Source organism: Streptomyces litmocidini (assembly GCF_014649755.1).
GTDB lineage: Bacteria > Actinomycetota > Actinomycetes > Streptomycetales > Streptomycetaceae > Streptomyces > Streptomyces litmocidini.
In genome coordinates, this window is the sequence record NZ_BMTQ01000004.1 from 156,828 (window position 1) to 175,999 (window position 19,172).

17 protein-coding genes are annotated in these 19,172 nt (G+C 75.1%); 8 read left to right on the forward strand and 9 right to left on the reverse strand.

Annotated features, from left to right (window positions below; all coding sequences use genetic code 11):
- The first annotated feature begins 66 nt into the window (after positions 1-66).
- Entirely contained in the window at positions 67-1,029 is a 963-nt protein-coding gene (locus tag IE180_RS10315; RefSeq protein WP_190156519.1) for a LysR family transcriptional regulator, read from the forward strand.
- A 21-nt stretch (positions 1,030-1,050) separates the two neighbouring features.
- Here the strand turns inward: IE180_RS10315 and IE180_RS10320 are convergent, their stop codons facing one another.
- The 5 genes from IE180_RS10320 to IE180_RS10340 form a co-directional block, all read right to left on the reverse strand.
- Complete coding sequence (locus IE180_RS10320; protein WP_229860419.1) at positions 1,051-1,596, reverse strand: pectate lyase; 546 nt, start codon at positions 1,594-1,596, stop codon at positions 1,051-1,053.
- An 11-nt stretch (positions 1,597-1,607) separates the two neighbouring features.
- Complete coding sequence (locus IE180_RS10325; RefSeq protein ID WP_190156520.1) at positions 1,608-2,441, reverse strand: EI24 domain-containing protein; 834 nt, start codon at positions 2,439-2,441, stop codon at positions 1,608-1,610.
- Positions 2,442-2,483: 42 nt separating this feature from the next.
- Positions 2,484-4,118, reverse strand: coding sequence for a serine/threonine-protein kinase (locus tag IE180_RS10330; protein WP_268255446.1), 1,635 nt, complete (start codon positions 4,116-4,118; stop codon positions 2,484-2,486).
- A gap of 117 nt (positions 4,119-4,235) precedes the next feature.
- Entirely contained in the window at positions 4,236-4,658 is a 423-nt protein-coding gene (locus tag IE180_RS10335) for an organic hydroperoxide resistance protein (RefSeq protein WP_190156521.1), read from the reverse strand.
- A 65-nt stretch (positions 4,659-4,723) separates the two neighbouring features.
- Complete coding sequence (locus IE180_RS10340) at positions 4,724-5,743, reverse strand: NADP-dependent oxidoreductase (RefSeq protein ID WP_190156522.1); 1,020 nt, start codon at positions 5,741-5,743, stop codon at positions 4,724-4,726.
- Between the two features lie 105 nt (positions 5,744-5,848).
- Between IE180_RS10340 and IE180_RS10345 the strand changes: the two genes are divergently transcribed.
- Positions 5,849-6,283 carry a MarR family winged helix-turn-helix transcriptional regulator gene (locus IE180_RS10345; RefSeq protein WP_190156523.1) on the forward strand — a complete coding sequence of 145 codons (435 nt, stop codon included), beginning with the start codon at positions 5,849-5,851 and terminating at the stop codon, positions 6,281-6,283.
- Between the two features lie 10 nt (positions 6,284-6,293).
- On the opposite strand, the gene IE180_RS10350 is transcribed toward IE180_RS10345, so the two are convergent.
- Entirely contained in the window at positions 6,294-7,541 is a 1,248-nt protein-coding gene (locus IE180_RS10350) for an SCO2400 family protein (RefSeq protein WP_190156878.1), read from the reverse strand.
- Positions 7,542-7,827: 286 nt separating this feature from the next.
- Here IE180_RS10350 and IE180_RS10355 point away from each other — a divergent pair, with 286 nt between their 5' ends.
- From IE180_RS10355 to IE180_RS10370, 4 genes are all read left to right on the forward strand, one after another.
- On the forward strand, positions 7,828-8,889 hold the full coding sequence (locus IE180_RS10355) for a rod shape-determining protein (RefSeq protein WP_190156524.1): 1,062 nt from the start codon (positions 7,828-7,830) through the stop codon (positions 8,887-8,889).
- Positions 8,890-8,927: 38 nt separating this feature from the next.
- Complete coding sequence (locus IE180_RS10360; protein WP_190156525.1) at positions 8,928-10,472, forward strand: GAF domain-containing sensor histidine kinase; 1,545 nt, start codon at positions 8,928-8,930, stop codon at positions 10,470-10,472.
- A gap of 70 nt (positions 10,473-10,542) precedes the next feature.
- On the forward strand, positions 10,543-11,778 hold the full coding sequence (locus IE180_RS10365; protein ID WP_190156526.1) for an MFS transporter: 1,236 nt from the start codon (positions 10,543-10,545) through the stop codon (positions 11,776-11,778).
- 490 nt (positions 11,779-12,268) lie between these two features.
- Positions 12,269-13,732: an acyl-CoA synthetase gene (locus tag IE180_RS10370; RefSeq protein ID WP_190156527.1), complete on the forward strand. Its 1,464-nt coding sequence runs from the start codon at positions 12,269-12,271 to the stop codon at positions 13,730-13,732.
- A gap of 46 nt (positions 13,733-13,778) precedes the next feature.
- On the opposite strand, the gene IE180_RS10375 is transcribed toward IE180_RS10370, so the two are convergent.
- From IE180_RS10375 to IE180_RS10385, 3 genes are all read right to left on the reverse strand, one after another.
- On the reverse strand, positions 13,779-15,044 hold the full coding sequence (locus IE180_RS10375) for an MFS transporter (RefSeq protein WP_190156528.1): 1,266 nt from the start codon (positions 15,042-15,044) through the stop codon (positions 13,779-13,781).
- The gene (locus IE180_RS10380) at positions 15,041-15,493 is read right to left on the reverse strand and encodes a GNAT family N-acetyltransferase (protein WP_190156529.1); all 453 of its coding nucleotides are present in this window, start codon (positions 15,491-15,493) and stop codon (positions 15,041-15,043) included. The genes IE180_RS10375 and IE180_RS10380 overlap by 4 nt, the downstream gene beginning before the upstream one ends.
- A 195-nt stretch (positions 15,494-15,688) precedes the next feature.
- Positions 15,689-17,005 (reverse strand): wax ester/triacylglycerol synthase domain-containing protein, encoded by a 1,317-nt coding sequence (locus IE180_RS10385; protein WP_190156530.1) that lies wholly within the window; start codon positions 17,003-17,005, stop codon positions 15,689-15,691.
- A gap of 57 nt (positions 17,006-17,062) precedes the next feature.
- Here IE180_RS10385 and IE180_RS10390 point away from each other — a divergent pair, with 57 nt between their 5' ends.
- Positions 17,063-18,376 (forward strand): cytochrome P450, encoded by a 1,314-nt coding sequence (locus IE180_RS10390; RefSeq protein WP_229860420.1) that lies wholly within the window; start codon positions 17,063-17,065, stop codon positions 18,374-18,376.
- Positions 18,373-18,978, forward strand: a complete 606-nt coding sequence (locus IE180_RS10395; RefSeq protein WP_190156531.1) for an NUDIX domain-containing protein — start codon at positions 18,373-18,375, stop codon at positions 18,976-18,978. The genes IE180_RS10390 and IE180_RS10395 overlap by 4 nt, the downstream gene beginning before the upstream one ends.
- The last annotated feature ends 194 nt before the right edge of the window (positions 18,979-19,172 follow it).

Here is a 19,172-nt window from a genome sequence, read left to right on the forward strand (position 1 = left end):
GGACATCTCATCCGGCATAAGACGCGGGTTATGGTGCGGCCGCGCACCGCTGCGTACGCTGCTGAAATGCAGCTGGAGTTGAGACATCTCGAAGCCGTCTGCCGGATAGCGGAAGCGGGCAGTCTGGGGCGGGCCGCCGGGCGGCTCGGCGTCTCGCAGCCGGCCCTCTCGGCGCAGCTGCGGCGGATCGAGCGGGTCGCCGGCGGGGAGCTGTTCCTGCGCGGCCGGCACGGTGTGGAGCCCACCCCGCTGGGCGAGTTCGTCCTCGCCAAGGCACGGCTCGTGCTCGGCGAGATGGACGCGCTGGTCGCCGGGGCCCGGGCGGCCGCCCCGCACGCCCCGCTGCGGCTCGGCTGCATCATGCTCGTCCTCGTCGACCGGCTGCTCGGGGAGCTGGACCGGGTCGTGACGGGACGGGAGGTCGCCGTCACCGTCGAGCACTCGGTGACGGCGCTGACCCGGCAGCTCGGCGCGGGGCGGTACGACGCCGTCCTGTACGGCGAGGTCAACGACCACGAGGTGCCGCTGCCCGAGGGGACGACGGCCCGCACCCTCGTCCCCAAGGAGCCGTTCTGCGTGCGGCTTTCGGCGTCGCACCCCCTGGCGGGCCGGGAGCGCATCGCGCTCGCCGAGCTCGCGGGCGAGTCCTGGATGACACCGGCGGAGGATGACGACGGCGGTCCGGAAGCGCTGGTCGCGGCCTGTGAGAAGGCCGGCTTCACCCCCTCGCTGCGGCACCGGGTCGCCGACCGCAAGATGCACTACGACCTCATCGCGGAGGGCCGGGTGATCTCGATGAGCCAACCGACGGCCCCGGCGGCGGAAGGCACGGTGCTGCGCCCCCTGAAGGGCGACCCGGTGACGGGGCGGATCCGGCTCGCCTGGAACCGGGCGGCGGTCCCCACCCCGCAGGCGGAGCTGCTGTACCGGGCGGCGGCCCGCGCGTACCTGGCGGACGTCGACCGCAACGCCTTCCACCGGGCCTGGTGGGACGCGCGTCCGGAGCTGCACCCGGTCCTCGGGGGCTGAGGACCGGGCGCTCGCGCGGGATCAGTCGTACGAGAGGTACCCGGCCGCGTGGCGGCAGGTGGTGCCGTCCGGGCCGGTGCCGGTCTCCTCGGGCTCCTTGCCGGAGGCGCTCCTCGCGCCGCCGCCGTGCACCGCGTACACCGACGCGGCGGAGGTGCCCTTGGAGGTGGCGGCGTCCTCGCCGACGTTCTCCCACCAGACGTTCCGAAGGGTGCGGCCGCCGAGACGGTGGACGCCGTCGGCGGCCGGCGTCCCGAGGATCACGTTCTTGAGGACGGCGCCGTCCTTGAGCACGAAGCCGGGTTTCCGGCTCTCGTCCTGGCCGTCCGAGCCGAGTTCACCGGTGTCGTGGAAGCGCTTGAGCTTGCCGTCGTAGGTGCCGGAGACCCCGATGGTCGTGGCGACCGGTCTGTCGCCCTTCGCCTCCGGCCGGGCCGCGACGGCTCCCGCCGCGCCCGCCGGGCGAGCAGGCCGCCGGCGGCGACGGCCGCGCCGGTGACGGCGAGGGTGCCGAGGCCGCCGACGACCGCGCGCCGGCGCGGCCGTCCTCCGCCTGTGTGACGTCATGTGTTCCTTCTTCAGTGGGGGAAGTGGTGCACCTCCTGGTCGCCACCGGGGGAAGGAAGGTTGCCGCGTGCCCGATCGTTCTCTTCGGGGTCCTCGTCCCCGTCGCCGTTCTCGCCGCGCAGGTCGCGGGCCATCAGGGTGGCTCCGGCGACCGCTCCCGGCATGAGGAGGACGGCGACGAACGGCACGAGGAAGGCGAGCGTCAGCGGGACGCCGAAGCCCAGGGCGGCCATCCGGCGCCCGCGGAGCAGCCGCAGCCGCTCCTTCAGCTCGACGCCCCGGCGCTGGAGCGCGACGGCCGTCAGCTCCTCGGCGAGGAAGAAGCCGGACACGCAGAAGCCGATGACGGGGACGACGGTCTGGCCGACCACGGGGATGAAGCCGCAGGCGAAGAGGAGGAGGCCGTAGAACGCGACCCGCACCAGGATCCGCAGGCTGTCCCGGGCCGAGATCCACAGCTCGCGCCAGAGCGGCAGGCCCGACTCGGGGACCCCGCCGCCCTCGCTGCGGTCGACCTCCTCGGAGAGCGACTCGTAGAAGGGCTGGCCGACGAGGAGGGTGACGGCGGTGAAGGTGATCACCGCGAGGAAGAACCCGAAGGCGAAGACGAGCGCCGTCAGGGCGCCGCGGAAGATCCCCTGCCAGGGCGAGGACCAGTCGTCGGCGAACGGCGTCGCCCACGCGGTCAGGTCGTCGGCGCCGTAGCCGAGGCCGACGAGCGCGCCGGCGTAGAGGACGAGCGTCACGAGCCCGGGCAGCAGCCCGAAGCCGAGCCAGCGCCCGTGCCCGCCGACCCACTTCTGGCCCCGCACCAAGTACTTGAAACCCGCCCCGAAATCACGCATGGGGGCCACCCTATCGGTGCCTCCGGAAGCCACCGGGGCAGGTCAGCCGCCGGTCGTACGGAAGGAGTCGAGGGCTTCCCCGAAGCGGATGCGGGCCTCTTCGGGGCGGTCCACCGGGGCGGACACCCACAGGTCGTACAGGGTCCCGTCCCGCTCCCAGCAGATGTCCTCGGTGTGCCGGGGCCCCTCGGCGCTCGTGAATCCGTTCCAGGTGAACTCCCAGCGGGCGGCGGGCAGTCCCCGGTGCGTCGTCTCCTCGACCCTGGCGTCGCGGTACCCCGGATAGTCCGTCGGCCCGCTCGCGTCGGAGGAGCGCATCACGCCGATCGCCCCGCCGGACGGGATCGGCCGGATCCTGATCCCGACCCGGACGGCCCCGTCCTCCGAGGTGTAGAACACCCGGTCGCCGTCGGTGGTGCGGCGCGCCCCGTAGGGGACGACCACGCTGAAGCCGCGCTCGTCGGTGACCTCTCGGGACAGGTGACCGCCGGGCCCGGACGGGGCCGAGGTGGGCGTGGGCCCGGACGCGGTGGCGGGCGCCGTCGCCGCCGGGGCGTTCTGCCCCGGCGCCGACGTGGCCGGGGCGTTCTGCCCGGGCGCCGACGTGGCCGAGGCGCTCCCCCGGCCGGCCGGCGGGGCCCCCGTCGCGGGGTCGCCCTGGACCGCGCGCAGCACCGCCACGGTCGCCGCCGCGACGCAGACCGCGACGACGGCGGCCACGACCGGTACGGCCTTGCCGCCCCGGCGTCCGGCCCCCGGGTCCCCGGCGGTGGCCGTGTCGGAGGCGCGGGTGGAGCGGCCCGGGGCGGGCGGGTCGGTCTCGCGTGCGGTGGGGGCGTGCGCGACGGGCCGCGGCTCCTCCCCCGCCGCGCACGCGGCCAGCATCCGGCGGGCCTCGGCGGCACCCAGGCGCCGGGCCGGGTCGCGTTCGAGGAGGCCCCGGACGACGGGGACGAGCGGTCCCATCCGCTCGGACGGCCGGATCTCCTCGTACACGATCGCGTGCAGGACGGCGCCGATCGAGTCCCGGCGGAACGGCGAGGTGCCCGTGGCCGCCGCGCACAGCAGCGCGCCGAGCGACCACAGGTCGGATGCGGGTCCGGCGTCGCCGCCCCGCATCCGCTCCGGCGCCGTGTACTCCGGGGTGCCGATGAAGACCCCCGTCCGGCTGAGGGTCGTCGCCCCGGGGAGGCTGGCGATGCCGAAGTCGGTCAGGACCGCCCTGCCGGTGTCCTTCTCCAGGAGGACGTTGGCGGGCTTCACGTCCCGGTGCAGCACGTCACGGGCGTGCGCGGCGGACAGCGCGTCGAGCAGGTCGAGCCCGAGCCGGGCGGCCTCCCGCGGGCTCAGCACCTCGCCCGCCGCCAGCCGGTCGGCGAGCGAGCCGCCGTCGACCAGCTCCATCACCAGGGCGGGCAGGCCGTCGTGCTCGACGACGTCGTGGACGACGATCACATGGGGGTGGCGGATCTGGGCGACGACCCGGGCCTCCCGCAGGGCGCCCGCCGGATCGGCGCCGGAGTCGAGCGCGAGGGTCTTGACGGCGACCGGGCGGCCGAGCAGCTCGTCGGTGGCCCGCCGGACCACGCCCATGCCGCCCTGGCCGAGCCGCTCGCCCAGGCGGTAGCGCCCGCCGATCAGCTCGTGACCGGCCTGCTCCGACCCGTTGTTCGACACCACTCGGCTCCCCCCGTCCGCAGGACACGGACATGATGCCGCAGCCCCCCGTACGCGGCGAGGACCGCACCCCGGTCGGTCGGGGTGCGGTCCTCGCGCGGTGTGCGCGTCCGTGGTTCAGACGGCGAGCTCGACCGTGATGTTGCCGCGGGTCGCCTTGGAGTACGGGCAGACCTGGTGGGCCTTCTCGATCAGGCTCTTGGCGGTCTCGGCGTCCACGTTGGGGATGGTCGCCGAGATCTTGACGATGATGCCGAAGCCCTCGTCGTTCTTGCCGATGCCGACCTCGGCGGTGACCGTCGAGCCGGAGACGTCGGCGTTCTCGTTGCGGGCGACGACGCCGAGCGCGCCCTGGAAGCAGGCGCTGTAGCCGGCCGCGAAGAGCTGCTCGGGGTTGGTGCCCGCGCCGGAGCCGCCCATGGCCTTGGGCGGGTTCACGACGACGTCGAGCTGACCGTCGTCGGTGGCGACGCGGCCGTCACGGCCGTTCTCGGCGGTGGCGACGGCGGTGTAGAGGACGTCCGACTGCTGGATGGACATGCTGGTGTCTTCCTTGTTCGTTCCGCCGACGACTCGCGCCCACGATCGCGACGGCTGAGGGAAGACTAGCGGGTCGCCGAGACGATCATCTTTCCGGTGTTGTCGCCGCGGAGCAGGCCGAGGAAGGCGTCCACGCCGTTCTCGATGCCCTCGACGAAGGTCTCGCGGTGCTTCAGCTCGCCCGAGGCGAGCCAGCCGCCGACCTCCCGGACGAACCGGTCCTGCAGGCCGTAGTGGTCGCCGACGAGGACGCCCTGGAGCCGCAGCCGCTTGCCGATGATCATCGCCATGTTGCGCGGGCCGGGGACCGGCTCGGTGTCGTTGTACTGGGCGATCATGCCGCAGATGGTGGCGCGGCCGTGCACGTTGAGCGAGGAGATCGCGGCTTCGAGGTGGTCCCCGCCGACGTTGTCGAAGTAGACGTCGATGCCGTCCGGGGCGGCCTCGCGGAGCTGGTCCTTGACCGGGCCGTTCTTGTAGTTGAAGGCCGCGTCGAAGCCGAGCTCCTCGACGAGGAACTTGACCTTCTCGTCGGATCCGGCGGAGCCGATGACCCGGGAGGCGCCCCTGAGCCTGGCCATCTGGCCGACCTGGCTGCCGACGGCGCCGGCCGCGCCGGAGACGAAGACGGCGTCGCCCTCCTTGAAGGAGGCGACCTCGAAGAGGCCGGCGTAGGCCGTGAGGCCGGTCATGCCGAGCACGCCGAGGTAGGCGGAGAGGGGGGCGAGCTCCGGGTCGACCTTGGTGGCGTGCTGGGCCGGGACGTCGGCGTACTCGCGCCAGCCGAGGCCGTGCAGGACGTGGTCGCCGACGGCGAAGCCCTCGGCGTCGGACGCCACGACCTCGCCGACCGCGCCGCCGTCCATCGGGTGGTCGAGCTTGAACGGCGGGATGTACGACTTCACGTCGTTCATCCGGCCGCGCATGTACGGGTCGACGGAGAAGTGCAGGTTGCGCACGAGGATGCGGCCCTCGGCGGGCTCGGTGACCGGGGTCTCGCGCAGGGCGAAGTCCGCCGGCACGGGCCAGCCGTGCGGACGGGCGACGAGGTGCCACTCACGGCTGGACGCGGGAAGAACGGACATGAGCACGGCCTCCAGGAAAGGTTGAGATCACAAATGGTTCACTACCTCAAACAACCATGCGCCTAGATATTTCACGTTGTCAAGCATCTGGGTAGACTCGCTCCCATGGCCACCTCACGCACGGACCCCCTGACCCTCGAAGTCGTCGAGCTGATCGGCACGGTCGTGGCGCGCTACTACGAGGAGTACGAGCAGGCGGCCGCGCAGCACGCCCTGACCGGCGCCCAGGCCCGCGTCCTCGGCCTGCTCTCGCTCGACCCGCTGCCGATGCGCCGCATCGCCCAGAAGCTCAAGTGCGAGCCCTCCAACATCACCGGGATCGTCGACCGCCTGGAGGCCCGCGGGCTGGTCGAGCGCCGGCCCGACCCGGACGACCGGCGGGTCAAACTGGCCGTCCCCACGGACGAGGGCCTGGACACCGCCCGCCGGCTGCGCGACTCCCTCGACTTCGCCCGCGAACCCCTCGGCGAACTGACCGAGGGCGAACGGACCCTGCTCCGGGACCTGTTGAGGCGGATGCTGGGCGCGGACGTGGCGTAGGGCCGGAACCTCAGACGCACCACCAGAGGAAGCGGGTGCACGTCGGCGTGGGGTCCGGCGTCGGCGTCCGGCCCGGCGCGGGGCCGGTGGTCGTCGGCGCGGGGCTACCGGGCGTCCCCGAGCCGGTCGGCGTCGGGCCGCTCGCCGTCGCGGACGAGGTCGCGGCGGGCGGGGCGGACGGGGAGACCGGGCCGGTGGCCGTCGGGGCCGGGTCCGGGACCCCGCCGCCTCCCTGGCCGGTACCGGTACCGGGCCCGGTCCCCGCGCCCGTGCCGGGGCGCGAGCCCGTGCCCGCCCCCGTACCCGTACTCGTACCGGGCCCCGAGCCCGTGTCCGTACCCCTGCCGGAACCGGATCCCGGCCCCGAGCCCGTGCCGACCCGGTGGGGGCGCGTCGGGACGGAGCCCGGCGCGTCCGTCCCGGGGGCCGGGCTCGTCCCCTCCGGCGGCTCGGTGGTCCCGACGGGTTCCGGCGAGAGCGGGGTCTCGGTGACCTCCAGCTCCTCCACGGCGGTGGCGGCGCCGTCCTGCGGCGGCTCCTCCAGGGCGAGCTTCGCCAGGGTCAGCGTCCCGGCCGCGAGGACCAGGCCCACCGTTCCCACCAGGACCGTACGGCCCCGGCGCGGGCCCGGCCTCCTGCCCCGCCGCGCGGCGGAACGGCCCCGCTCGGCGGCGCGGCGCCCGCGGGGGGCCGGGCGCGGAGGTTCGAGGACGTCCAGCTCGTAGACGTGCTCGGCGGCGGGCCGGTCCGGATCGTCGTCGGTGGCGGCACCGCCGGCCGGGGACGGTCCGGCGGGGGCGGGCGGGCTCGGGTCGCCGTGGGCGGCGGGGCTGCCGGGGGCGCCGCGGCCGGTGGATCCGCCGGGGGCGCCGTGGGCCGCGGCCTGCCCCGGGATGCCGTAGGGCGCGGTCCGGCCGCTCGCGCTCGCACCGTGGGCGCCGGGAGCACCGTGGGTTCCGGGGGCTCCGTAGGCTCCGTAGGCGCCGGGGGCTCCGTGGGCGCCGGGAGCGCCATAGGTTCCGTAGGCGCCGGGGCCGCCATGGGTCGGGGACCCGTCCGGACCGCTGTGGATCGCGGGCCGGGTCGGGGCGCCGTACCCGTGGTCCGGGGTGTGGACCGGGGTGGGGGCCGGGGCGTGGGCCGGGGTGGGGTCCTGCATGCGGGGGGTCTCGTACCGCAGTTCCTCGACGGGAGTCCCGCACCCGGCACAGGCGAGGGCCCCGTTGAGATGCCGCCGGCACGCGTGGCAGTAGTCCATGGGGCCCGCAGGCTATGCGGCCCGGTGCGGTGCCAGGTAGGCGCGGACGTGAGGATCCTGTGTGGAAACCGCAGGTCGACGGCGGTGCGCCGCGATTCTCCCGCTTCGGGAAGGATCGCCTCCGAAGCCTCCTCACCGCGCGTGGGGACTCAGGTACGGCCCGCACGCGGGGCCCCGGGCGGCGCAGCCCAGCGCGCGCCGCGCCCCGGAGGGCCGGACGATGCGAACAGGACCGCGAATCGCGACCCCCTCGCCCGTGCCAGCACCGCACTCCGGAGGATCCGCCGTGACCGTCAGCCTTGATCAGCTGCGTCGTTGCCATGTCGCCGTCGACCTGGGTGCCGCCCGCACCCGGGTCTTCGTCAAGGGCGTCGGGCTCGTCGTCGACGAGCCCAGCGTCGCCGCCGTCAACACCCGTACCGGAGCGCTGATCGCCGTCGGCGCGCTCGCCGAGAAGATGACCGGCCGCACCCCCGACTACATCCGGGTCGTGCGCCCGGTCTCGGGCGGCACGGTCGTCGACATCGAGATGGCGCAGCGGATGCTCCGTCACCTCCTCGGCGAGAAGCTGCGCCGGCAGCTGCGCCGCAAGCCCCGGCTGCGCGCGGCCGCCTGCACCCCGCACGACAGCGATCCGCTCGCGCAGCGCGCCGCCGTGGAGACCCTCGTCGGCCTCGGGGCGCGCCGGGTCGAGCTGGTCGACACCCTGATCGCGGCGGCCGTGGGCTGCGGGCTCCCCGTGGAGCAGCCGACCGCGACCATGATCCTGGTGTGCGGGGCGGCGACCACCCAGGTCGCGGTGCTCTCGCTCGGCGCGATCGTCACGGCGGAGCGGATGCCCGTCGGCGGCGACGCCATCGACCACGCGGTCATCCAGCACCTGCGCCACCACCACGAGCTGATGCTGCCGAGCCAGTCGGTGCGCCCGCTGCAACTGGCCCTCAGCGGCAACGGCCTGACGGCACAGGGGCCCGCCTGGACGGAGATCCACGGCCGGGACGTCGCCACGGGCCTGGCGCGTTCGGTGACCGTCGACACCGCCGCCGTGCGGGACGCGATCCACACCCCGCTGACGGCGGTCCTCGACGGCATCGGGAAGGTGCTGCGGGACTGCCCGCCGGACCTGGTGGCCGACCTCGCGGACCGCGGGATCATGATGGTGGGCGGCAGCGCCCTGCTGCCGGGCCTCGACCAGATGCTGCGGGAGGCGACCGGGATGCCGGTGCACATCGCCGAACGGCCGGACGTGTGCGCGGTCCTGGGGCTGGGCGCGATGCTGGAGGGCAAGGTCCAGCCGATGGTCCTGGACCCGCTGGCGGAGCGGGACCCGCTCGCCGACGAGGAATGAATCACCAGGAACCGGGCGATTCGTACGACAATGAGACCATGACGCTCATGGAGGAAGGCGCCGGGGCCGCGGACACGGACGAGGGCTCCTCCCGCCTGCCCATGCTGCTCGAAGCGGTCCTCGGCGTCGGCACGGAACTCGAACTCCGCACCACCCTCCAGCACATCGTGGACTCCGCGACCGAGCTGACCGGAGCCCGCTACGGGGCGCTCGGGGTCGTCGACCCCGAGCGCCACCGCCTCACCGAACTCTTCACCTCCGGCATGACCGAGGAGGAGCGGCGGCGGGTCGGCCGCCTTCCCGACGGCCGCACCGGGCTGCTCGGCGCCCTCGTCCGGGACCCGCGGCCGCTGCGGCTCGACGACCTGACGGCCGACCCGCGCTCCTCCGGCGTCCCCGAGGGGCACCCGGAGACGCACGGCTTCCTCGGCGTCCCGATCCGGGTCCACACCGAGGTCTTCGGCAACCTGTACCTCACCGGCAAGCGCGGGGGCCCCTTCGGCGAGGAGGACCTCGCCCTCCTCCGGATCCTCGCCTCCCAGGCGGGGATCGCCATCGGCAACGCCCGGCTGTACGAGACGGCCCGGCAGCGGGAGCGCTGGATCGAGGGCGCGGCCGCGGTGACCACGGCCCTGCTCACCGGCGCCACCGCCGAGAACGCCCTGACGACCGTCGCCGAGCGGGCCCGCGTCCTCGCCGACGCCTCGGCCGGCGTGGTCCTCCAGCCCACCGAGGAGGGCGGGATGGAGATCGTCGCCGCCTCCACCCACGACGACCCGGGCGACCTGGTCGGCACGACGATCGCGCCCGGCTCCCCCGTCCTGGTCCAGCTCCTCGGCGGAGAGCCCGTCTTCGTCGAGGACTCGGCGACCGATCCGCGGATGACCACGCACGTGCGGTCCCGTTTCGGCCCGTCGATGATGCTGCCGCTGCAGAGCGGGGGGAAGCTCATCGGCACCCTCGCCCTGCCCCGGCGGCGGGGCGGCCGGCCGTACTCGGCGGTCGAACGGCTGCTCGCCTCGCAGTTCGCCTCGCAGGCGGCGCTCGCGCTGGTCCTCGCGGACGCGCGGCACGACCGGGAGCGGCTCGCCGTCTTCGAGGACCGCGACCGGATCGCCCGTGACCTGCACGACCTGGTGGTGCAGCGGCTGTTCGCCACGGAGATGATGCTGGAGTCCACGCGGCGGCGGGCGGCCGGCTCCTCCGACGAGGACGAACTGCTCGGCCGGGCCGTGGACGAGCTGGACTCGACGATCCAGGAGGTCCGGACGACCATCTTCGCCCTCCAGCAGCCGCCGGCGGACGCACCGGCCTCCTTCCGGGGGCGGGTGCTGCGCGAGACCGGCGGGGCGGCGGTCCCGCTCGGCTTCCAGCCGTCCGTGCACTTCTCCGGCGCCGTCGACACGCTCGTCGACGAGGAGACGGCCGACAGGCTCCTCGCCGTGCTGCGCGGGGCGCTCGCCGCGGCACACCGGCGGCCGGACGTCGGCGCGATCACGGTCGAGGTGTCGGTCGGGAACGACGGCGCCCGACTGCGCGTCGAGGACGACGGCACGCCGCCGACCACGGTGACCTGGCCGTAGGGCCGTACGGCATCCCCCGTACGGCGCAGCCGGGCGCGCCGGGCCCCTCCCCCGGACCTTGACTGGAGGCGTGACCACCGAGACCGAGTCCCCCACAGCGGCGGCCTACCGCAACCTGGTGACGGCCACCATCGGCTTCACGCTCACCTTCTGGGCGTGGGACCTGATCGCACCGATCGCGAGCTGGTACGGCGACCGGCTCGACCTCAGCTCCTTCCAGCAGTCCCTGCTCGTCGCGGTGCCCGTCCTGGTCGGCTCGGTCGGCCGCATCCCGGCCGGGGCGCTGACCGACAAGTACGGGGCGAAGCTGATGTTCCCGCTGGTCTCGGCGCTGACGATCGTTCCCGTGCTGCTCCTGATCGTCGTCAAGGACAGTTACGGCCTGCTGCTGGTCGGCGGCTTCCTCCTCGGCCTCGGCGGCACGACGTTCGCCATCGGCATCCCGCTCGTCAACTCCTGGTTCCCGCCCGCCAAGCGCGGGCTCGCGCTCGGGGTGTTCGGCATGGGCATGGGCGGAGTCGCGCTCTCCGGCTACTTCACGCCCCGGATCGCCGAGCACGGCGAGAACCTGCCGTTCCTCGTGGTCGCGATCGCGCTGGCCGTGTACGCGGTGCTCGCGGCGTTCCTCATCACGGACCGCCCCGGCCGTCCCGTCCCCACCGCCTCCCTGGCCGCCCGCCTGGGCTCGGCGGCACGGCTGCGGGTGACGTGGGAGCTGTCGGCGCTGTACGCGATCGGGTTCGGCGGCATCGTCGCGTTCGGCGTCTACCTGCCGACGTACCTGAAGACCTGGTACGAACTCGACCCGACGGACGCGGGCACCAAGGCGGCGGGCTTCGCGCTGGTGACGGTGGTGTTCCGCCCGGTCGGCGGCTGGCTCTCGGACCGCGTCCACCCGGCGCTCGTCACGGCCGCCGCCCTCGGGGCCGTCGCCCTCCTCGCGATCGTCCAGGCCTTCGACCCGCCCCTGAACCCGGGGGGCACGACGGCCCTCCTCGTCATGGCCGCCGGGCTCGGCACGGCGAGCGGCTCCGTCTTCGCCCTGGTCTCCCAGGTCACCCCGCAGGCCGAGGTCGGCAGCGTGACCGGCATCGTCGGCGCGACGGGCGGACTCGGCGGGTTCCTGCCGCCGCTGGTGATGGGCGCGATCTACAGCGCGAAGGGCTCGTACTCCATCGGCTTCATGCTCCTGTCGGACCTGGCGCTGGCGGGGTGCGTGTACGCGTACGGCCGGATGCGGGGGATCGAACCGGACGACGGGACGCCGAGCCCCCGCCCGACGAAGCTCACCACCACCAGCCCTTGAGCCCCGCACGACACACCCACCGGGGCTCTCGCCCCACACGACCGCACGCCTACCGGACGGCGCCCCGCCCGTGTGGGCCATCACCCACAGGGGCAGCACCCCCGCCCCTGTGGGGCCCGCGCCCTGCGGGGCGGTGCCCCTCCCGCACCCTCCCGTGTGGGCAATCGTCCCGCAGGGCGGGACGGGTGGGCACACGGGACGGCGCCCATCAGCGGCGCCTCCGCGTTCCGGGCCCCGACCCGCACCACGCGTGCGGCGCACGTTCCGGTGCGGGTCCAGGCACAGCAGCCTCGGGCGCCGGCAAGGGGCGCCGTTCCGTTGTGCCCACCCGTTCCGCCCCAGCGGAACGACTGCCCACAACGGCGGGCGCCGCCCCGGTGGGTGCGCCCGCAACGGCGGGGCGGCGCCGGGGCTGGTCCTGGGCAGGGGTGTCGCGCGGCAGAATGCGTCGCGTAACCCCTCGCCCTCGACGACCCGAGGAGTACGACCGGTGAGTGCGCTCTTCCCCGAGCTCGAACGGGCGGTCCCGTCCGACGACCGCCCCGCCCTGCGCGTCGGCCCCGACGCCCTGACGTACGCCGAGCTGGCCCGCGCCGCCGGCGCCCTGGCCGACCGGGTGGGGCGGGTCGGCGGCGCGGGCCGGGTCGCCGTGTGGGCGACGCCCACCGCCCGCACGGCCGTCGCCGTGGTCGCCGCCCTGCTCGCCGGCGTGCCGGCCGTACCGCTCAATCCGCGGACCGGCGAGCGCGAGTTGGCGCACATCCTCGGCGACAGCGCGCCCGACCTCGTGCTGGCGGGCCCGGGGGACGAGCTGCCGGCGGGGCTCGCGGCGCTTCCCCGGATCGACGTGGAGCTGACCGGGCCGGAGGCTCCGCCCGGGGCCGCGCCCGTCGATCCCGAGACGACCGCGCTCGTCGTCTACACCTCCGGCACGACCGGCCCCCCGAAGGGCGTCCTCCTCTCGCACCGCGCGGTCGCCGCCTCTCTGGACGCGCTGGCCGAGGCCTGGTCGTGGACGGCGGACGACGTCCTGGTGCACGCGCTGCCGCTGTTCCACGTGCACGGCCTGGTCCTCGGGATCCTGGGTCCGTTGCGGCGCGGCGGCGAGGTCCGGCACCTGGGGGCCTTCTCGGTGGAGGGCGTCGGGCGGGAGCTGGGCGACGGCGGGACCATGCTCTTCGGCGTGCCGACGATGTACCACCGGATCGCGGACGCGCTGGACGGGGACGACCGCCTCACGAAGGCGCTGGCGGGCGCCCGGCTCCTCGTCTCCGGTTCGGCGGCGCTGCCGGTGCACGACCACGAGCGGATCGCGGCGGCGACGGGCCGGACGGTCGTGGAGCGGTACGGGATGAGCGAGACGCTCATGAACACCAGCGTGCGCCCGGGCGGCGGGCCCCGGCCGGGGACGGTGGGGACGCCGCTCGCGGGGGTGGACCTGCGGCTCGTGGACGAGGACGGATCCGAGCTCGGGGAGTTCGACGGGGAGACGGTCGGCGAGGTGCAGGTGCGCGGCCCGAACCTCTTCTCCGGTTATCTGAACCGGCCGGACGCGACGGCGGCGGCCTTCGACGGCGACTGGTTCCGCACCGGTGACATGGCGGTCCGCGAGGCGGACGGCGGGGTGCGTCTGGTGGGCCGGAAGGCGACGGACCTGATCAAGAGCGGCGGCTACAAGATCGGGGCGGGTGAGATCGAGAACGCGCTCCTCGACCATCCCGGCGTCCGGGAGGCGGCCGTCACGGGTGAGCCGGATCCCGATCTGGGCGAGCGGATCGTGGCCTGGGTGGTGCCGCAGGACCGGGAGAGGCCGCCGAGCGACGAGGAGCTCGCCGAGCACGTGGCGGGTCTGCTGGCGCCGCACAAGCGTCCCCGGACGGTGCGCTACCTCGACGCGCTGCCCCGCAACGACATGGGGAAGGTGCTGAAGAAGGAGCTGTCGGCGTCCGGGTGAGCGGACGTGAGGCCGGGCCCCTCCCCGGAGGGGCCCGGCCCGGGTGTCAGGGAGTCGGATCGTGGGCGTCGTAGCGGCGGAAACCGCGCCCGTACAGGGCGAGGAGTCCGATCGCGACGACGCAGGCGATTCCGCCGCCGGTGATGGCGACCGCCGGCGAGGTGAGGTCCGCGACGGCGCCCGCGAGGAAGTCGCCGAGGCGGGGCCCGCCCGCGACGACCACGATGAAGACGCCCTGGAGCCGTCCGCGCATCTCGTCCGGAGCGGCGACCTGCATCATCGTGTTCCGGAAGATCATCGAGACGGTGTCGGAGTAGCCGGCGAGGGCGAGCAGGAGGAGCCCGAGCCAGAGGTTCCGGGTCAGCCCGAAGACGGCGACGGCCGTGCCCCAGGAGGCGACGGCGAGCAGGATCGCCTGCCCGTGGTGGCGGATCCGGCCCTGCCAGCCGGACAGCACCCCGCCGAGGAGCGCCCCGAAGGCGGGTGCGGCCACGAGGAGTCCGGTGGTCCTGGCGTCGCCGCCGTACCAGAGGACGGCGACGGCCGGGAACAGGGCGCGGGGGTGGGCGAGGATCATCGCGCAGAAGTCCGAGAAGAACGTCATGCGCAGGTTGGGGCGGGTGGCGAGGAAGCGGAGCCCGTCGAGGACCGAGGCCCTCTTGCTCCCGGTGCGTTCGGGGAGCATGGACGGCAGCCGCCACATGGCGTACAGGCTCGCGGTGAAGGCGACGGCGTCCACGAGGTACGCCGTCTGGTAGCCGGCGAATCCGACGATGAGGCCGCCGAGGCTGGGTCCGACGAGCGTGCCGAAGGTCATGACCATCGAGTTGAGCGCGTTGGCGGCGCGCAGCTGCTCGGGCGGCAGGAGCCGGGGGATCATCGAGGAGCGGGCGGGTGCGTTGAGCGCGTTGCACACGGCCTGGAGGGCGACGATCCCGTACAGGAACCAGACGTGGTGGAAGCCGGCGAACGCGGCGCCCGCGAGGGCGACGGAGAGCGCGGCGGAACCGCTCGCGCTGGCGAGGCCGAGCTTGCGCCGGTCGACGGTGTCGGCGATGGCGCCGCCGTACAGGCCGAAGACGGTCAGCGGGACGAGGGCGAAGAGGCCGACGAGCCCGACGGAGAAGGGCGAGCGGGTGATGTCGTAGACCTGGAGGGAGACGGCGAGGGCCGTCATGCCCTGTCCGACCCAGGAGACGGTGCTCCCGAACCAGAGGCGGCGGTAGTGCGCGGAGGCGCGCAGCGGGGTGAGGTCGGCGAAGACCTTGCGGCGGTCCCGCTCCCGCTCCCGGGTGTCCTGGGCGGCGGTCACGCGACGTCGTACCGCAGCTCGGGGCGCTCCCAGTGGATGCGGCCGGTGGGCGGCACGGTGCCGGTGCGGACGGCGCCGGTCCGCAGGTAGAACTCCTCGGCCGGCGGATGCGCGACGACCCGCACGGAGCCGAGGCCGGCGGCCCTGGCCTGTTCGGTCATGTGCTCCATGAGGAGCCGGCCTATGCCGAGTCCCTGGGCCGCGTCGGCGACGAACGCGAGGTCGAGTTCGGCCTCGTCGACGAGGAGGGCGTAGAACCCGAGCACCCGGCCGCCGTCGGCGTCGTCGACGGCGGCGAAGACGGGGTGGTGCTCGATGTACGGGCCGCCGACCTGGTACCCCTCGACCATGGCGGCGTAGTCGCCCCGGTAGGCCCCTGAGGTCCGGACGAGCCGGGTGAGCCGTTTGGAGTCGTCGGCGGTGGCGCGCCGGATGGTGATGTCGGACATGCGGCGAGTATAGGGGCGATCACGGTGGATGCTCCTTACAATTCGGTGAACGAAGACCGGAACCCGCTTCTCCCCCCCGCTCGGCGAGCCGCACCGACCGCGGCCCGGGGGGACGACGCGCGGGACCGGGCGGGGCGGACGCGGCGGGGCCGGGGCCGGGGCCGGGCGCCCGCGGGGGCACCGCTTCCGTGCCGCTCACGACGCCCCCGCCCCGTCCCCGGTCCGCGCGGTCGGACCCCCGCCCGTCCGCGCGGACGACCCGCACGCCTCCGCGAACGCGCCTTCCGCGGCCAGCCGTTCGTGCTCGACGAGGGCGGACTCCCACGCCTCGGGCAGCCGTTCGGCGCCGGCGAGGGCACGGTCGGCGAGGAAGGTGACGTGGAGGCGGCGGCGGTGCGTGACCCAGGCGACGAAGAGCGGCTGGCCCGGCACCATCACCGGCAGGGCGTACACCCCGGTGGCGGGGGTTCCGGCGAAGCCGAGCGGCTGCCGGATCCTGAGGTCGGCGACGCTGAGCGGGGTGTGGCGGGCGTCGACGCTGCGGGCGAGCGCCAGGCGGCCGATCCGGTAAGGGAGTCCGCGCAGGACGACCCGGTGGGCGTCGGCGAGCCGGGCGAGCCGGGTGTGGTCGAGGGCGCGTCCGATGCGGGCGAGCCGCCGGGCCGGGTCGGGTTCGCCGCAGGGGAGGTCGACCCCGGCGACGGCGACCCGGTTGCCGAGCAGGGGGCGGGGGTCGTCGGGGTCCCGGACTCCGATCCCGAGGTTGGCGCGCAGCCCCCGGCCGTGGCCGGGGCCGCCCGGCCCCCAGTCGTCGGGGTGCCAGGCGCGCAGCGTCGCGGCGGTCAGGGCCAGGCAGAGCTGCGGGACGGTGGCCCCGGTCAGGCGGCCGAGGCCGTGCAGCCGGGCGGTGTCGACGTCGGCGAACGCGGCGGCGTAGGACCGGGCGGGCGGGATGTCGAGGGCCGGCCACCAGGTGACGCGGCGCGGCGGCCGGAACTCGGGGAGGACGGCGGCCCAGCGCACGGGCCGGGGCGGCCGGAAGGCGAGGGCCCTGGGGCGCGGCGCCCCCTCGGGGCCGAGGAGCCGCTCCAGGGTGGCGACGGCGGCGGCACCGTCCTGGAAGGCGTGGTGGGCCCGGTAGCAGAGCCCCCACCGCCCGCCGCCGGCCCGGCGGACGAGCCAGATCCCCCACAACGGCCGGTCGCGCGGCAGGGGTTGCCGCAGCAGCTCGGCGACGACCGTCAACGGGTCGGCACCTCCGGGTAGCTCGTACAGGTGACGATCGGGATCGAAGCCGGGGTCGGGTTCCCAGCGGGGGCGCCCCGCGTCGTCCACGAGCCGGTGGGCGAGCTCGGGGACGAGACCGACGCGAGGTGCCAGATGGTCCAACACCCTTGCGCGGGAAGGAGGTTCCCCCTCGAAGACGATCAAGCCGCCGAGATGCAGGGCGGAGTCCGTCGCGTGCAGTGCCGCCACGTCGAGGGAGAGCCGGTCGAGCACCCCGAGCGGCACCGCCGCGGAAGACCGAACTGGATCTGAAGATCGCACGGGCCGCTACGATACGTCATCATGCAATCGCAATGCGTGACGGATGGCATGCCCCCCGACTTCCTCGACGACGACGCCGTGGCCGCCTGGACCGCCTCCGGAGCGCCCCTCGTCGACCTCCTCCGCCAGGCGCACGCGCCGGGTCGGCTGACCGGGTTCCGCCGGGGCGGCCGGGCGGCGGTCCTGGTCACGGAACCCCGGCACGTGCACCAGGTGCTCGGCGTCGGCGGCGACCGGTACGTGAAGCGGTCGCACCGGGCGAGACCCCTCCTCGGGGACGGCGTGATCACCGCCACGGGCGAGGCCTGGCGGTCCCAACGGAAGCTGCTCCAGGCGATGTTCACGGGCCGGGGCATCCAGCACTGGGAGCACCACATCGCGGGGGCGGCCGCGTGCGTCGTCGACCGCTGGGCGGAGCGGGCGCGCCGGGGCGCGCCGACCGACGTCGCCGAGGACGTGCAGTTCTTCACGGTCGACACGATCTGGCGCGCGCTCACGGACCGGCCCCTGGACCGGGAGACGTACGTCGACCTGGCGGCCGTGCAGGACATCGTCGCCGCGCTCCCCGCCGACGTGGGCGGCGCGAGCGCGCTGCCGCCGGAGGTCGGGTCGGCGATCGCCGCGCTCGACGAGCGGGTCCTCCGGGCGCTCGCCGACGCCCGCGTCCGCCGCCGGAGGGACGATGCCGGGTCCGGGTCCCGCGAGCCGGGGGCGGTCCGCGCGGCGGGCTCCAGCGTCCTGGACCGGCTGCTCGACGCGGCCGAGACGGATCCGGCGTACACGGACCGGCTGGTCCGGGACGAGCTCGTCACCCTGCTCGTCGCCGGGTACGAGAGCAGTGCCCGCACCCTGACCTGGGCGTTCGTCCTGCTCGCCGCGCACCCGGCGGTCATGGAGCGGGCGGCGGGGGACGCCTCGGCCGTCGAGGCGGTGCTCTCCGAGACGCTGCGGCTCTACCCGACGGGCTGGCTGCTGCCCCGGCACAGCCCGGCGGACGAGACGCTGGACGGCTGGGCGATCCCGGCCGGTACGGACCTCCTCGTCTGCCCCTACCTGACCCACCGCGACCCGGAGGTCTGGCCGGATCCCGAGACCTTCGACCCCGGCCGCTTCCCGGCCCGGTCGCCGCTGCCGCCCGGCGCGTACCTCCCCTTCGGCATCGGCCCGCGGGCCTGTCTCGGGACGCGGTTCGCGATGCGGGAGATGGAGGTGCTGCTCGGCGCGCTCCTCGCCCGGTTCACGGTCGAGACGACCGGGCCGGTGGGCGAACCCGTGTTCGGCATCAACCTGCGTCCGGCCGGTCCGCTGCACGCGCGCGTCCGCGAGCGGACGTGAACGCGCCCGCACCGGACCGGCGTCCGCCCGGCGCGTTCCCGCCCGACGGGCGCGGCTCCGGGACGCGCGCCGCCGGGAGGCACGCCGCCGACAGGCACGGCTCCGCGGGGTACGTCTCCGAGCGCGTCGACTACGTCGATCCCCGGGACCGGGTGATCGCCCAGGGCGGACGGGCCGCCGGGCCGCCGGCCGGACTGTTCCGCCGGTACGCGGCGACCGTCTGCACCGACCACGCCGGCCGGGTCCTCCTCTACCGGCGGACCGCCTCGGCACCGGCCTACCCGGACCACTACGACGTCCTGATCGGCGGGGCGGTCCGCAGCGGCGAGGAGTACCGGGCGGCCGCGCTCCGGGAGCTCCGGGAGGAGCTGGGCTGCGAGCAGGCGCCCGGCCTGACGGAGGCGTACCGGATCCGCGTCGACGATCCGCACGGCACCTGCTTCCTGACGGTCCACCGCTGGGTGGCGGACCGCGCGCCCCGACCGGATCCGAGCGAGATCGCCTGGTGCGGTTTCGTCGCCCCGCTCGCGGTCCTGACCGGCGGCTACACCCCGCTGGTGCCGGCCGGCGCGGAGGCGGTACGTCGCCTCTTCCCCGGCTGACCGCCCGGCGCGCGCGGACCGCACGGCGCCTCCCGGCCCGCCGGCCACCGCGAGCGCGGGGCGCGTGCGGCACGGAGCCCGCACGGCGCGGACGCCGCGCGGTGCGACGGCCGGGCGGCACGGAGAGCACGCGAGCGCCTTCCCCCCGCCCGCGACCTCCTGGCCACTCGCCGCCCGGTCCCGCCGGCCACCCG